The following is a 14,616-nucleotide window of genomic DNA, read 5'->3' on the forward strand; positions in this document are numbered from 1 at the left end:
TATTAAAGACCTAGTTTCACTCCAAAAGTGTACAATGCGGTTTGCGGATAATAGTTTGCCCTGCCGGGAGGTGTTTCTGGATCCAGGTTCCATTCATTTAGTTTTGAGAAGGTGAGTAGGTTTGTTCCCGATACATAACACTTAATGTTTTTCAACTTGCTGTTGCCAAGCCAGCTATTCGGAATACTATATTGCAACTGAATATTTTTCATCCGGAGGTAAGAACCGTCGATAAGCATTCTATCCGAGGATTGGATGTTTAGGAGATTAAATTTTGTTGGTCTAGGAAAACGAGCGTTTGTATTTTCGGGGGTCCAATAATTGTCCGTATATATCTTATGCGTGAATCCTTCTTGATTTCCCATTTCAGCCAATGCGCCCGATAACCTTGTGGATACATCTGCGGCTCCTTGGAATAATACATTAAGGTCAAAGTTTTTGTATCCAACAGATAGCGAAGCACCGTAGGTGTAAGTAGGGAATGAGTTGCCCAAGAAGGTCATATCATCTGCGTTTATTGTTCCATTACCATCACTGTCAATATATTTAACATCTCCCATTTGTGTGGAAGTACCGATTTTAGGATACGATCCTAATTCCTCAGCCGATTGAAATAGACCGGCAGTTTGGTATCCCCAAAAGCCGCTGATAGGATAGCCTTCTCCAGTGATAAACATAGGTTCTACGTTACTTCCTGATATATATGGCCCTGTACCAGCAAGGTTAACAACCTTATTTTTGTTGATATTAAAGTTCAAATTACCATTATACCGCCAATCGTTTACCTCCTGTCTATAGCCCACTACAAATTCAAATCCCTTATTCTCTACGACGCCAGCATTTTGAGCAGAAGGCGTTAAACCCATTACCCCGGGTATCGGTAGTACCAATAAAATCCCTTCTGTTCTTTTTTTGTAATAATCGATCCCCAGTGTTAGTCTATTCCTCCAGAAAGAACTTTCAAAACCGATATTAGATTGTATCGTTGTTTCCCATGTGATGTTTGGGTCAGCGATTTTCGACTGTGTATAGCCAGCGGCTGGTTTGTCCCCAAATGCGTAGTTGACTACATTCAGAGTCGTATAGTAGCTGTACAAATCTACCGCTTGATTACCTACTTTACCCCACGAACCTCTTATTTTGAACTCTTGAACAGCGTCGCTCAAGCTAGCCCAGAAATTCTCTTGAGAAAGTCTCCAAGCAGCAGAAAACGAAGGAAAGAAACTATACGTCTTATCGCCTGTAAATCTTGAAGAACCATCAAATCTTCCGTTTGCTTCAAAGAGGTATTTATTAGCATATCCATAGTTTACTCGTCCAAAGTAGGATTGGAGAGCCCATTCCGTATCGCCTCCTCCATTATTCTTGGTCGCGTCGTTAGCACCTTGACCTATTGACTGAATATCATTATTATAAAAGACCTGTCTGAAGGCATTGATATTGTTTGTCTTATTTTGAATCTGTGAGTAGCCCAATAACGCATTTATATCATGTATATCTCCCAGTTTCTTTTGATAGTTCACTAATCCATTGAATGTATATTCCTTTATGCTTCCTCTTGTTTCTGTAAGGTTATTGATAGGTACATTTACGCGTATTAATGTAGGATCATAATAATCCCTTACTTCGTATTTATTTAGGTAATTTTTACTTGCAGCCAACATATTTCTCATCCCAAATTGTCCAGTTGCCGTCAGCCCATCAATGATTTTCCATTCAGCTTTAAAGTTACCCAAGATAAAATCTTCTGCTTGCCTATTGTAGCCTCCTAGTTCATTCTCTACCATGGGGCTTCTGCCTTGCGGACTCACACCATAGGTGCCGTCGGGATATTGAGGTACCGTCCATTGCGAGGCGTGTAGCATGATGTTAAATACATTAAATTGATCTGCTGGTCCACGATTTTTAGAATATCTATAGTTGAGGTCAGAAGATAGCTTAATGTTCTCGAGTATGTTAAAATCTATATTAGTCCGAAAATCGTACAATTGAGCATCCATATTTTTTATGATTCCTTGTTGATCTTGTTGCCTAAAACTAAATCTACCTCTCAATTGCTCATTACCACCACTCACAGCTATGTTGTTGTTTATCTGAGGAGCGGACTTAAACATAGTGTCAAACCAAGTGTTAGGTAGGGGATATTTTAGTCTATCGGTAGTATTTACATAGTTGTCTATATCCTCAGTAGTATATTTAGCTTTAGATCCTACGTTTATATATGCTTGATTTTGCATTTCCATGTATTTGCGCACATCCATATGTTCAGGCTTATTTATAGCGCTTTGCAATGCATAGAAACCGTCGTACTGAAAATCAATCTTGCCGCTATCTTTCGCTCTTTTGGTCGTTACTAGCAATACACCATTAGCAGCTCTTGAACCATATATCGCAGTAGAAGCTGCATCTTTCAGTAAAGAAATCGTTTCTATATCGTTCGGATTTAGATAGTTCATTGATTGTTCAATTCCGTCTACGATTACCAGTGGGTTATTGTTACCAATAGTAGTTACACCACGGACCCGCATTGTAGGATTATTTTTTCCAGGTGCACCACCGATATCCAATACCGTGAGCCCACTGGTCTGACCTTGTAGTGCCTGTTGTACACTGGACACCGGTCTTCGGGTTAGCTCTTCTCCTTTTACTTCAGTGATTGCCCCAGAAAGACTGGATCGCTTTTGAGTCCCATATCCTACGACGACCACCTCGTCTAGTTGATCGATAGTTTCCACCATGGTAACTTGGTAGTTATTTCCATCACCTACTACGAGCGAATAGTTCTCATATCCCAAGAATTCTAGTGTCAATTTGTCCGCTTTACGACATGAAATGGAAAACTCTCCCAGACCGTTGCTAGAGGTAGATTCACCGCTCGAGGAGCGTATCGTAACCCCAGCCAAAGGCTGTCCATTTTTATCCATTACTTTTCCTTGAACCTTCTTCTGTTGTTCTATGATATCTTTAGTGTTGGACATGCGGCTTTTTGAATGCTTGCTTTTCTCTATCAATATTCTATTTCCTGAAACTGAGTATTCCAGTCCATTTTTCAGCAATACTTCATACAGTGCAGTTTTTATATCAGAGTTCTTCAGTTTTATGGAGACTTTGCCTATTACTTTTAGATCATCTTCGAGATAAAGAAAATGATAGCCACTCTGTTTGCCGATTATTGTTATAGCTTCCTTTAAATAAGCAGACTTCATGTTCAGGTTAATATTTTGTGCTTTTATATTGGCGTTAAGCTGCGTACTGCACAAGATAAGGAGCACTATTATGAATTTAAGCATAATAAACACTTTAAAGAGAGGACGGGTTATGGCGCCCTCATTTGCAATATAATTTTTATACATTTGTTTTAGGTTTAAAAATTTAAGATCGAAATAGCTTATGTTTAGACCCATGCTATTACTGGCATGCGATCAGGAATGTTGGTAGCATTCCTGATTTTTCCATAATTGATAATTGGTTTATCTTATTAAAATCACCTCCTTTCCTTCAGTTTTAAATTCTACCCCGCTCAGCATAGACAGGTCTTTTAGCAACTCAGTAAGTGGAAGATCTCTCGGGAAAGTACCCCCGATTTTAACTTTATTAATATACCTATTGGCTTTTACGGTGATATTGTACCACTTAGATACCTGTGTCATTACATCATACAGATCCGTTTGGTTGAATGTAAAATACCCTTCTTTCCAAGATGTCTCACTGGCAATATCAAAATCTACTTCCTCGATCGTATTTTTGTTTAACTGTGCGCTTATCTTTCGCCCCGGTAGCAATTTGTGGGATCTATTGTTAGCATTGAATGCGATTTGTCCTTCTACAAGTGCAGTTTCTACTAAAGCTTCTTTTTCATAAGATCTGAGGTTAAACTGAGTGCCAGTGACCAAGATGTTCGAATTGTAAACCTCCACCACAAAAGGTTGCTTACTGTTAGATACTACATCAAAAAAAGCTTCTCCCTCTAGTTTTACAACCCTGGTTGGCTGCTTGTCGAATTTCGAAGAAAACTCTAATCGTGCACCGGCATTTAGCCACACCTTAGTTCCATCTATCAGTGTCAGATTCAATTGCTTTTGTTGTGGTATTTGTATGCTGGTTACGACATTCTCTTTTGATTGTTGTATGTTGCGCTGCGCTTTGGTTCGCAAATCCAACTCCGTTATTTCAGTCGCTAGTTCAAAAGACGAACCGTTAGACTCTTTAATGAGTATCTGTTCGGAAGGTAAGTCCTTGGCTTTTGCCAGTATGATCATGTTCTCCTCCGTAGATCCAGCTTTGTACATCCACAATGAGGCAAAGGAAAGTAAGAGAATTGCAGCTGCACTACCGATGTAAAATGACCAGCGTATCTTTTTTGATTTTGAGCCGCCTATTTGCTGTTCGATACCATCTATGATTCGCTCTTCCAGTTGCAGCCTATGAGCCTCATCGCGCCATTTCCAACCAGATTTATCAGCATGTTTGATGATCAGATGTTCAATTTTTCTCTGCTCACTTTCCGTAAGTCTATCATTAGAATAGTCTTCAAGGATTTTTCTGATTTTATCTCTTTTACTCATAAGGTTCTAATTGTGCTATATTAATAAGAGCATCTAAAAACCATTTGGTAGTAGAAAAAAATTAAAATAGCAGAATAGCTAAAAAAGGGAGGGAGTATTTGAGACCTAATTTTAGTTTTAGAATTTTTATAGCATTACTAATCTGCTTCTTTACCGTTTTATCAGATTTACCCAGTCGTTCGGCAATTTCTACGTAACTAAGACCTTCCAACCTACTTAGCACAAACATTTCTTTCATTTTAGACGGTAGTTGTTCTATCTCATGATTGAGCATCGAGTTCATCTCTTTATAAAATAGCCATTCATCTACCACCTCTGTCAATTCACTTTTTCTATTCAGGTAATGGTCAAAATAAGCCTCGTCTCGGAGCGATCGTTTCAATCGTTTGAATGCAATGTTTCGCGCCATGATAAACAAAAACGACTGTACCGATTTAATTTCATGAATTTTGTCTCGTATTTCCCATAAATCGACGAAGGTCTGTTGAACGACATCACAAGCATCCTCTTCATCAGGGAGGATACGGATGATTTGTTTAAATAAACGTTCCCAATGCTCCTTATAGAGTGTTGAGAAGTCCAAAACATCATGATTCTTCATTAGACGCAGATTTTGTTTGCTTTTTGATTTTAATCGGTATACATAGCAAACATACATAAATTATCATTAATACTGTGTTGTTCTAGATTTGCAAAAGGATGATTCTTTTATCATGGTACGTACAATATATTTGATTCACTATTAGATCTCAATTATCTTGAAGGAGACTTGAATATGCATATAGAACTAGTACAAACCGAAGCGTTTATTATTAACGAAGATTCTTTGGATCAACCGTTCAAAAATCATTCATTTCGAAGTTTCCATTAAAAAGCCCGCGCTCCCTAGTTCAATATCTTCGCCCCGGATCATAATATTATTTCTGCTATCTATATTCTTTTTTGTTTTTGTCAATAATTTTATCAGCCCTATCTTTACTGTATCTTTATTGGTTTTCAGTGTGTCGACAATTATCGTTAACAAATTGTTTTCATCAACAAGATAGCTCTCTTCATCAGAATTTATTACATCTGCGTCTATAGTAAATACCACAGGTATTTCTTTAAAGCTTGTATATTTATATTTCAGTTCTGCTAGCGATATAAATTTAGGTGTATAGTCACCCTTCGTCGTTATATAAATTTGGCCCAAGTATTTTTGCGATCCGATTAAGGTATCTCTCTTTACTACGTTGATACTTTCTATTTGTTCAGGTTTAATAAGCCCTATATTTTTTATAAACATACCATTAATAAAGCAGGCAGGCTGCCGTTCTTGGTTGTCGTTCTTAATCATAACTACCTTTAAGGAACTGTCTCTGCTCTGACTTACTTTAACAGGTGTAAATTTCCTTGACCAGCTTTCATTTACCGTTTGGGCAAATGCATGTGTCGAGGTAAATACAATTAGAAGGAGAAAGATATTTTTCATAAATGCTATAATTATGTAACTAATATAATTAAAATTTCTTGAGGTTACCTTTGTTACTGATAGGCATTAACAACAAACAGGTATTAGTATGTTTATAGCAGCATTGAAACTATTTATAACCCAGTGTGTTATTTTTTGGATAATTCTCTTTCCGATTTGGTATGTATTCATTGGTACTGATACGATATATTTGCTGCTATCCCAAATAGCTTTTCTAATATTCGGCCTATTCTTTTTTATAATAGGATATGTCATCTTTGGGTTTTGGCAATTGCAGCCCAAGCTATTCTCTTCTTTATCAGGCCTTATACCGTTACTTTTCCCTTTTTTTAGAAGCAAAGTATATATTAACGACCGATTATTAGTGCTTTCCGTAGCTCTAATAGCGATGCTTTGTATATGTTACTTTTTTATTTGGTTTAGAGACAGAGAAAAAGAGCCATCTATGAATTCAAGTCCTGCTAAGGGTTAAAGTTTCTATGGCATCCCTAGCTGGATTTGAAAGCGTGATATCTTTGGAAAGATGTGAAGTAGATACTACTCCCTATCGCCGATTTTTTAGTCCGACTTACAAAGCAGGACTAGCACGGGGAAATGATTAGAAAGAATAAAAGACACAAGAGAGTTTTCTGTATTTTTATAGTCCTGTTTATAAAGCAGGACTAGCAGAGGAGGACTACAGTTCACAACTTTGGTTTAATGAAATGATATGAAAATAAGTTTATCGAAGAAGAAGATAGTATTATATTTTTTGACAACATTTTTTTTATGTTTCCTAGGGGTATTTACATTGCTACATCCGGAGGAAGTATCGAATTTTTTTAAAAGTCCTCGATTAGCTATGGCCATTGGGGCATTAACTCTTGTCCTTTCTTTTGTCTTTACGGTCGCATTAATTCAAATTTTCTTCAAAGGTGAAGGAGTTTCAATAGATAGCAAAGGTTTATTAGACAATTCTAGTTTAGTTAGTGTAGGATTGATTGAATGGGACGATATTACCAGTATTAGAACAGGCAAAATTAATGCTACACGTTTTTTACTCATTGATGTGAAAAATCCTGAAGAATATTTGTCCCGTTTTGGGAAGCTAAAATCTTGGTGGTTAAAAGTTAATGCTGGCTCTTTTGGTACGCCAATTTCAATATCAGCTGGTTTATTAGAGTGTAGTTTCGATGAACTGGAAAACTGGATAAGAGAAGGGTACAAGAAGAATAAGAAAATATCAGATAAACTACTTTAACACTTCCCTCATGTTTCACCCTCATACTTCTTAGCTATTATACCTTTCGGACCGTAAATATATTATTGGCCCTATTTGGTTCATCATTTCTTTCGGTTATTTCGATCAAACCCTCTTTACCTAGCTGGTTCAATCTGTGAAAAAGAAATCCATCCCCGATAGTACAGTTCACTCCATGATCATCCCAAATTTTACAAAGTACATGGGCCACTATCCATGAAGAGCGCACGGGTTCTCTAGAACACTCGTCTAATAAATAGTTGTCAAAATAGGATTCTTCCGAGTTTATGAGTTTGCCATCTTTGTCCAATGTATGGATCACATATCCGTCATCACGTATTTGTTCCCACAATAAAACCATATCCCGCCTGGCTTCTTCACTCATAAGCTCAATAGGCCAGTCGATTTTAGATATAACAGCCTGGTCGATCATACTCAAACTAGAACCTTTGACCATATTTCCAGTCTTATTTTTATATACGATTCGATCAAAATTTACTTTAAAAACAGGTATGTCGGACAGTTGTAGATGATACAGTAGCCATGCGGCGGTAAGCTTTTCATTATCTACATTTCCAAGCCATAGGTATATACTATTATAGCTATCTATTGATTTTATCAACTTCTTTAAGCTATTGATGCTATCATCTATAAAATGTACGTTGTCATCCAGGTAGAAAGGGCCTATTACTTTGTCCAGCCATTTCTTTCTTTGGGTTAGATGGAGGGGCCGATTGAGATCACAGAGAGGACCAATATTTAGCGGATCGGCAAAACATAGGATTTCATCTTTTTCAGTATCTATATAATTACTCCCAGATAATATAGCCCTTCCGATAAAACCAAATACAATATGGATGTCTTTTTTCATTATTCTTCTTTCTCTTGTTTGATTTACTTCGTTTGAATCGTTCCCCGTTTTGTGGATTTCCCCGTTTTAGGACAACTCTAATGCCTTAAGAGAGAGGAAAACAATTCCAGTAACAAATATCTTTATCGGAGATTTGATGCGATTCTTTAGTTGAAGTAGTTAAAATTTAATCTGACAGTTTGTAAGTCTAATAGTTGCTGCAATGGACAATTAAAATAATTAGCAATTTTAGTTAGCTTACTTAACGAAATATCTGTCACTTTCCTAGCTCAATCTCTTGTAATTCTTCTAATGACATATTGAGTTCAGTTGCTAATAACTCTAATGACATTTTCTTAATATTACGAAGGGAGGCAATATTTGCTTATATATGGTCATAGTCTTTTGTTCCTATTTCTAGGACTTTAGCAAACTTATAACTTTTTATATACATACCCTTTATCGTGCTTAGGATTTGGTTTTATTATCAATTCGTTATTTAACCTTTTTAAGTTAGTAGTTAATGTGTTAGGATTTACTTCCCATCCATACTTGGTCTTAATATATGTTAAGATCTCTAATCTTTCCCGAAAAGAGTCTAGAAAAGTAGTTTTAAGTAATCTGTATTTAATTATATAAGGGACAGATGGCGCATGTTCCAACAATACCGATTTTGTTGGGTCGTTGGAGTATTTCTTTTGTAGTTTCTCTCGTAAGTTAATAGGTGGGATAAAGTCTCTTTTTGTTATTTTCTCTAGACCAATGGTGGTGAAACTTGATATTTTATTTAACGTAGTAGTTGAAGGAAGAAATTTACCATTCTCGATGTTGGTTAAAGTAGCCCTTGAAAATTCACAAAGTAGAGCGAAACTCTCTTGACTTAATCCTGTTGCATCTCGGATTTCTATAATATTCGGTTGTAAAACTTCTATTGTTAATTCCATAATACAAATGGAAAAACTTAAATGGTGACATTTTGTATAAAATATTATTCATTTTGAAATTGTTTGTTTATATTTGTGATGGAAATCAATTATTTAATGATATGTAAAACAGGAAGGTAGGATAATGTAGTCCAAGTTATATATAAGAGTCTTCAGATTCCATGATTGAGCCCAGGGATGAAGACGGCAAGGTAAACCCAGAACTTTTTAAAAAAATGTATATTTTTACATTTTCAGGGACGGGTCTTGCTGTTTCATGTGCTGCTCTGGGCTCAAAATTTTCTGGAATCGGCCATGGAACACAGGACTGTCCCTGTTTTTCTCTAGGAGACTCGCTTTGATACCCAAATGAAAGTGAGTTATGATAAAGAAAAAAAGCAAAAGAAAGATTAAACGCCCTCCTTAATTCCAAAGGATTTAAAAGTTATTATTTATGACTTAGATCGTTGTATGTGCCAATTAGATAACCTAATAATCCCAATTGTAAACCGCAAAGGCATTTCCTCGATTTCATTCAGTTAATTTTTTATTTAAAACAGTGTGGCCTGATCGAGGATTAGGTACGTGTAGGTTGTTGATAGAAAAAACGCTTTGACCCGCCCTCATTAGGTCACATCTAATGAACTTAAAAATGAGAGAAATTTTTAGGGGTGGGAGAGGTATGTCTTTCTCGCTCGAGCCGCGAGAGGCTTCTCCTTTTTACTTGATGAAAAAGGATACAAAAAATCAAGGCGTTGAACACTCGCCTAAATTTAGAACCAGTCGTCTAAATCTCAAAAACTCTCCCGATAAATCGGGATCAGACAGTTTGAGATTTTATACGTCGCCTGATTCAAAATTCTTAACGGCTGTGCATCCAAAGGCCATGTTAACCCAAAGATTTAAGCCTACGACTTTATTAATGATTTTCTGTGTGTTGTTTAGTTCGCTTGCGTACGCGCAAGCGGTGGCTCAAGGTTCCCGAGATTTGTCCCGAATTGACTTCGGTGGTCAACTCGGGACCAAAGGCCTAAGCCAGAATGCACTAAGAGGTGTGGTTTCATCTCTTCAAGACGGTAAGCCGATAGAAGGGGCTTCGGTTTCTGTAGATAAGAGCCATGCGCGCACGGATAAGGAGGGGAGGTTTACGATCAGCGTAGATAAGCCTACTGGAGTATTAATTATAAAACACATCGGATACAAAGAGCAACGGGTTGCCTATGAGAATACGTCTACATTACTGAATATCGCGCTACAAGCTAATGAAAAGCTTATCGAAGAGGTGGAAGTGGTATCTACAGGATACCAGAAGATACCGAAAGAAAGAGCTACGGGGAGCTTTGAGTTTATAGACTCTGCATTATTTAACAGAAAGGTGTCTACGGACTTTTTAAGCCGGTTAGAAGATGTGGTGCCGGGGCTGGCTACTATAAAATATAGGCCCAACAATAGGGGAGACCTTCTCAATATGAATATCAGAGGTCAGAGTACATTGATGTCTGAAGCATGGCCATTGGTAGTAATAGATGGTATTCCCTACGAAAATAGATTTGGGGATCTCGGCTATGGTACTTTTAATAATATTAATCCGAATGATATTGAGAATGTGACTGTGCTAAAAGACGCAGCCGCGGCATCCATATGGGGAGCCCGTGCCGGTAATGGTGTGATTGTGATTACAACAAAGCGAGCAAAGTTTAATGAGAGAGCCAATCTATCGGTAAATAGCAACATCAGCATAAAACAAAAACCTGATCTCTATTACATGCCACAGATGCGTACGACGGATTACATAGATTTGATACAGGAACTCTTTAACGCAGGAAGATTCGATTGGGATCTAGATGACTGGGCGAGTAATCCCGAACCTATTATCAAGATGATGGACCAAGAGCGCAAACATATTATTACAAAAGGGGAGCTCGATGCACAGCTCGATCAGTTGAGAGGTCTCGACATACGGGATGATTTTTTAAAGTATATCTATCGCGAAAGTGTAAATCAACAATATAGCCTTCGACTGAATGCGGGTGGGGATAAGGTAAATACATCTATAGGAATTGGTTTTGACAAAAACCTAGAAGAGTTGGTTAACTCTAGGTACAACAGGTGGAACCTACAGTCCAATACACAGATAAAGGCCACCGATAGGTTGTCGATCAATTTTGGGATTACGTATACAGAGTCCAAGAAAAACTCTAGCTTCAGGTCAGCAGCATACAATGGGCTAGCAAATGGTGTTTCCAACTGGCCTTACATGCAGTTCGCAGATCCAGAGGGCAGGCCTATAACGGTCGATATGCCTGGGTTTAGCCATGCATTTAGGGATACCGTGGCAGCTGGTCGTTTGATGAGCTGGGATTATATACCACTCGAGGAGATTCATCAGACAAGACAAACGCAGCTCAATAGGGACATGATGGCGAATTTTTCGGCGACGTATATTTTACCCTTTGGCTTGAGTATTACGGGACTGTATGCGTATCAGCGCAATCTCAACCCTATAGAGGACTGGTACGGCATAGCGAGTAATGTACAGCGGAGTAGATTGAATGACTTCGCCAGTTGGAATCTGGAGGAAGTAACCTGGAACATACCAAAGGGAGATTACTATGGAGAGCGTCTCTGGAATAGTCGCGTGCACCATAGCAGGCTAACTTCCACCTTTGAAAGGCAATGGGACATACATGACCTAAGTTTATTTGGAGGTTTTGACATTCGTGCTATGGAGAAAGATTTCCGTACGGTACAATATGAAGGGTTTGATCCCGAGACAGGTTCTTTCCAGTCTATGGCACACGGCAAAACGGTCCCGGTCTTGAATGGTCTCTTCGGAACAGATAAACTCCCTGACAATAATTTTTATCAGGATTTACACAATCGTTTTGTGTCTTATTATATTAATGGTGCTTATACACACAATAAGCGATATATTATCAGTGGCTCCGCTCGTAAAGATGCTTCCAATTTATTTGGTGTCAAGACCAATGACAAGGGGCAACCTTTTTGGTCTGTAGGTGGTGCATGGGTATTGTCCAAAGAATCTTTTATCGATGAAAACCTTTTTTCATTGTTAAAATTGAGAATCACCTACGGATATAACGGAAATGTAAATACTGGAGTGTCCGCTTATCCGATTATTTACCTTTCGCCACGGCCGAATACGATCACGGGTGAGAACTATGCAGAAATGAGTACCCCGCCCAATCCACAGCTGAGATGGGAACGCGTAGGTAATCTTAATCTAGGACTAGATTTCGGAATAAAGAATAATGTGCTGAGTGGGAGTGTTGAATACTATCGGAAAACACCCACAGATTTAATTGCTGCGGGGCGCATCGACCCCACGACAGGTTTTCTCTCTATGCGGATCAATACGGCAAATCTGGATACCAGAGGATGGGATGTATCGCTCCATGCGAAGCCAGTGTCCAATAGTAATTGGCTGTGGAACTCGAATCTAGTTTTTTCTACATCAAAGACCATGGTGACAAAGGCATTTTTAGCGAATAATATAGCACGCAACAATGTGAGCAAACCCTTATCTGTTCTTCAAACACCTATCGAAGGAATGAACCTTTTCAGCTTGCTAAGCTATAGTTGGGCTGGGCTTGATCCGGAGGAGGGAACCCCTATGGGATACCTGAATGGCGAAGTTTCAAAAAACTATTCGGCCATTACGGGTGGCAAGGTTGAAACTTTGGTAAATCACGGTTCGCAGATACCCGTTTATTTCGGGTCTTGGCGCAATAGTGTGCGTTACAAATTGTTGGAACTTTCATGGAATATTTCCTATCAATTAGGACATAAAATGATAAGATCTTCATTTATTAATTCCGAATTTTTGGATCTCAAATTTGGACATAGGGATTACCAGTACCGCTGGCAGATGCCAGGGGATGAGCTGACGACCGTGGTTCCGGCTTTTACCTATCCAAATAATAGTATGGGAAGCGATTTTTACAGAAGTTCGTCTGCATTGGTCGAGAATGCAGGCCATATTAAATTACGCGATATACAGATGAACCTTCGGGTTCCGCAAATGGCCCGCTATGGAATGAAGGATCTGCGTGTATACGCTTACTTGCAGAATTTAGGAACCATCTGGAAAGCCAATAAGCATGGTATCGACCCAGAGTTTGGCAAATGGTATCCAGACCCGTTGATGACGTCCTTTGGTCTTAGTTTTAACTTCTAATAACAATTGATATGAGATACGTAAACATACTCCATATATTTATCGTTCTGCTATGCAGTTCGTGTGCTGAATTTTTAGATAAGAAGCCTGATATAAAACTGGTGGTGCCCAAGACACTGATGGATGCTGATCTGTTGCTCAATGACTATGCCACCATGAATACAGGTTATCCCGTATTGGGAGAGATCGGGGCAGATGATTACTACCTTACTGTGCAGCGATGGGAAGCAGTGTCCAACTATGAGCAACGTATGGCTTATGTATGGGCAGACGAACCTTATACAGATGCTATACAATGGCAGCGTCCGTACAAAGTGGTGTACATCGCTAATCAGGTACTGGATGTCCTGAATCAGCAGTTGCAGGACAAGACATCGGATGAGTTCAGGCGCATCCTAGGAGGTGCACACTTTTATCGTGCATTTGCTTTTCATCAATTGCTGGGTGTACACTGCCCCGCTTACGAGTCCGATAAAGCATCAAAGGAGCTTGGTATCCCCTTAAGGTTGACACCGGATGTGGACGAAACGTCAAAACGTGCGTCGCTAAAGGAAAGCTATGATCAGATAATTGCCGATTTAAATATAGCCATCGCCAATCTCCCCATCGTAGAAATCGCAAAGGGAAGACCGCACAAAGCTTCAGCCTATGCAGCACTTGCCCGCGTTTATCTGGATATGGGAAATTACGAACAGGGATATCGTTATGCAGATTCGTGTCTGGTCTTAAGGCCGGATCTCTTGAATTTTAACACGCTTTCCGTCTCGTCCAATTTTCCAATTCCCCGATTCAATACGGAGGTCTTATTTCCTGCTCTGGCTACAGTAGCAACCCCCATGGCCGCCACTACGGCATTAATAGATACCTTGTTGTATCGAGCATACGCCAATGACGATTTACGTAAGAAGGCGTTTTTTAAATCCAATAACAACCCTGTAAATTCTCAATATTATAAGGGAAGCTACGATCAGAGCAATACCTTATTTTTCGGGATTACGACCAGTGAGTTATACCTGATTAAGGCGGAGACCGCCAGTCGCTTAGGTAAATTAGCTGAAGCACGAGACGCTATTAATACGCTTCTTAAATCCAGATGGGATAAAAATGTGGCATATGTGCCGGTATCAGAGTCTGATGGTAATAAGTTACTACGGCTTATACTGGACGAAAGGCGTAAAGAATTGGTATTTCGCGGCAGACGATGGACTGATTTAAAGCGATTGAACACTGATACTAGTTTTCAAACTACCTTAAAGCGCATCGTTGCAGACAAAATATATACACTTCCTCCGAATGACCTCCGATACGCTTACCGGATATCCGAAACGGTGCTGGAGCTAAGTAGCTTAGCGCAAAATAAACGATAATT

General features: G+C 38.9%; 9 protein-coding genes. 3 read left to right on the top strand and 6 right to left on the bottom strand.

The window, feature by feature from the left end; all coding sequences use genetic code 11:
- Positions 1-2: 2 nt before the first annotated feature.
- The 4 genes from B5X76_RS16455 to B5X76_RS16470 form a co-directional block, all read right to left on the bottom strand.
- Positions 3-3,290: a TonB-dependent receptor gene (locus B5X76_RS16455; protein WP_176141112.1), complete on the bottom strand. Its 3,288-nt coding sequence runs from the start codon at positions 3,288-3,290 to the stop codon at positions 3-5.
- 180 nt (positions 3,291-3,470) lie between these two features.
- A complete protein-coding gene (locus B5X76_RS16460; protein WP_079644793.1) occupies positions 3,471-4,565 on the bottom strand; it encodes a FecR family protein in 1,095 nt (364 codons plus the stop codon).
- Between the two features lie 61 nt (positions 4,566-4,626).
- Positions 4,627-5,166 carry an RNA polymerase sigma factor gene (locus B5X76_RS16465; RefSeq protein ID WP_176141113.1) on the bottom strand — a complete coding sequence of 180 codons (540 nt, stop codon included), beginning with the start codon at positions 5,164-5,166 and terminating at the stop codon, positions 4,627-4,629.
- A gap of 249 nt (positions 5,167-5,415) precedes the next feature.
- Positions 5,416-6,036, bottom strand: coding sequence for a hypothetical protein (locus B5X76_RS16470; RefSeq protein WP_079644797.1), 621 nt, complete (start codon positions 6,034-6,036; stop codon positions 5,416-5,418).
- A gap of 709 nt (positions 6,037-6,745) precedes the next feature.
- Here B5X76_RS16470 and B5X76_RS16480 point away from each other — a divergent pair.
- Entirely contained in the window at positions 6,746-7,276 is a 531-nt protein-coding gene (locus B5X76_RS16480) for an STM3941 family protein (protein ID WP_079644801.1), read from the top strand.
- 37 nt (positions 7,277-7,313) lie between these two features.
- On the opposite strand, the gene B5X76_RS16485 is transcribed toward B5X76_RS16480, so the two are convergent.
- Both B5X76_RS16485 and B5X76_RS16490 read right to left on the bottom strand, forming a co-directional pair.
- Positions 7,314-8,147 carry a DUF1835 domain-containing protein gene (locus B5X76_RS16485; RefSeq protein ID WP_079644803.1) on the bottom strand — a complete coding sequence of 278 codons (834 nt, stop codon included), beginning with the start codon at positions 8,145-8,147 and terminating at the stop codon, positions 7,314-7,316.
- A 413-nt stretch (positions 8,148-8,560) separates the two neighbouring features.
- Positions 8,561-9,070 (bottom strand): helix-turn-helix domain-containing protein, encoded by a 510-nt coding sequence (locus B5X76_RS16490; protein ID WP_079644804.1) that lies wholly within the window; start codon positions 9,068-9,070, stop codon positions 8,561-8,563.
- A gap of 631 nt (positions 9,071-9,701) precedes the next feature.
- On the opposite strand from B5X76_RS16490, the gene B5X76_RS16500 reads away from it, so the two are divergent.
- Positions 9,702-13,247, top strand: coding sequence for a SusC/RagA family TonB-linked outer membrane protein (locus tag B5X76_RS16500; RefSeq protein ID WP_176141114.1), 3,546 nt, complete (start codon positions 9,702-9,704; stop codon positions 13,245-13,247).
- Between the two features lie 11 nt (positions 13,248-13,258).
- Complete coding sequence (locus B5X76_RS16505; protein ID WP_079644810.1) at positions 13,259-14,614, top strand: RagB/SusD family nutrient uptake outer membrane protein; 1,356 nt, start codon at positions 13,259-13,261, stop codon at positions 14,612-14,614.
- Positions 14,615-14,616 lie beyond the last annotated feature (2 nt).

Source organism: Sphingobacterium nematocida (assembly GCF_900168125.1).
GTDB lineage: Bacteria > Bacteroidota > Bacteroidia > Sphingobacteriales > Sphingobacteriaceae > Sphingobacterium > Sphingobacterium nematocida.